This window comes from Methylopila musalis, assembly GCF_042679725.1.
In the GTDB taxonomy this organism is placed as follows: domain Bacteria; phylum Pseudomonadota; class Alphaproteobacteria; order Rhizobiales; family Methylopilaceae; genus Methylopila; species Methylopila musalis.
The window spans coordinates 1-1204 of sequence record NZ_JBHTMX010000368.1 but is presented as its reverse complement, the minus strand read 5'-3'; the positions used below and the strand labels follow the sequence as shown (position 1 = coordinate 1204).

The 1204-nt window shown below is 76.7% G+C and carries 2 protein-coding genes; both read left to right on the top strand.

The window, feature by feature from the left end; genetic code table 11:
- A partial coding sequence (locus ACFQ4O_RS17715) for a DUF58 domain-containing protein (protein WP_378777719.1) occupies positions 1-844 on the top strand: 844 nt, incomplete at its 5' end.
- Positions 841-1204, top strand: a 364-nt coding sequence (locus tag ACFQ4O_RS17710) for a BatA domain-containing protein (protein WP_378777717.1), incomplete at its 3' end; no start/stop codon positions are given. The genes ACFQ4O_RS17715 and ACFQ4O_RS17710, both read left to right, overlap by 4 nt.

Sequence of the window (1204 nt, the reverse complement as noted above, 5' to 3'; positions counted from 1 at the left end):
GCTCGGCCTGTCCGCCGCCCTGCCCCGGCTGGTGGTGGCGGCGCGGCGCGCCTCCGCGACGGTGACGCACGGCCTGCACGGCCGCCGGCGCTCGGGCGTGGGCGAGAACTTCTGGCAGTACCGCCGCTTCACCACCGGCGAGCCGGTGGGCCGCATCTACTGGCGCCGCTCCGCCCGCGACGACCATCTCTACGTGCGCGAGCAGGAATGGGAGGCGGCGCACACGGTCTGGATCTGGATCGACCGCTCCCGCTCCATGACGTTCCGCTCCGCCCTCGCTCCCGAGCCCAAGATCGAACGCGCGGCGGTGCTGGGCCTCGCGCTCGCCGACGCCCTGGTGCGGGGCGGCGAGCGGGTGGGGCTGCTCGGCCTCACCCGGCCGACCGCGAGCCGCAACGCCATCGAGACGCTCGCCCAAGCTCTCGGCGCCGCGCCGCCGGACGACGGCGGCCTGCCGCCGCAGGCTTTCCCCATCGCCCGGCTGTCGGAGGCCGTAGTCATCGGCGACCTGCTGGCGCCGGAGGCCGAGATCGCCGCCGCCGTGGCCTCGCTCGCGGCCCGCGGCGGCCGCGGCCATCTGGTGATGATCGTCGATCCGGCGGAGGAGACCTTCCCCTTCGCCGGCCGCACCGAATTCCTCGACCCCGACGGCGGAACCCGCGTCACCGCCGGCCGGGCGGAGGACTGGCGCGACGGCTACGTGGCCCGCCTCGCCCGCCACCGCGCGGCCCTGGCCGAGATCGCCCGCCGCCACGCCTGGAGCTTCCAGATCCACCGCACCGACCGGCCCGCCACCGAGCCGCTGCTCGCCCTGCACGCGCGCCTCGGCGAGGCCGGCGCATGAGCGCGCTGCCCCTCGCCTTCCTGAGCCCCTGGCTGCTGCTCGGCCTGCTCGCCCTGCCCGCCATCTGGCTGCTGCTGCGGCTGACCCCGCCCAAACCCCGGCAGGTCGATTTCCCGCCCGCGCGGCTGCTGCTCGACGTGGAGGCCCGTCGCGAGACGCCGGTCGCCATGCCGTGGTGGCTGCTGCTGCTGCGCCTCGCCCTGATCGCGCTGATCGTGTTCGCGCTGGCGAAGCCGGTGTGGAACCCGGCCCCCGCTGCGCCCGAGGGCGCCGGACCGCTGCTGATCGCGCTCGACAACGGCTGGCCCGCCGCCGCCGACTGGGACGCCCGCGCGGCTTCCGCCGAGACCGCGCTCGCCG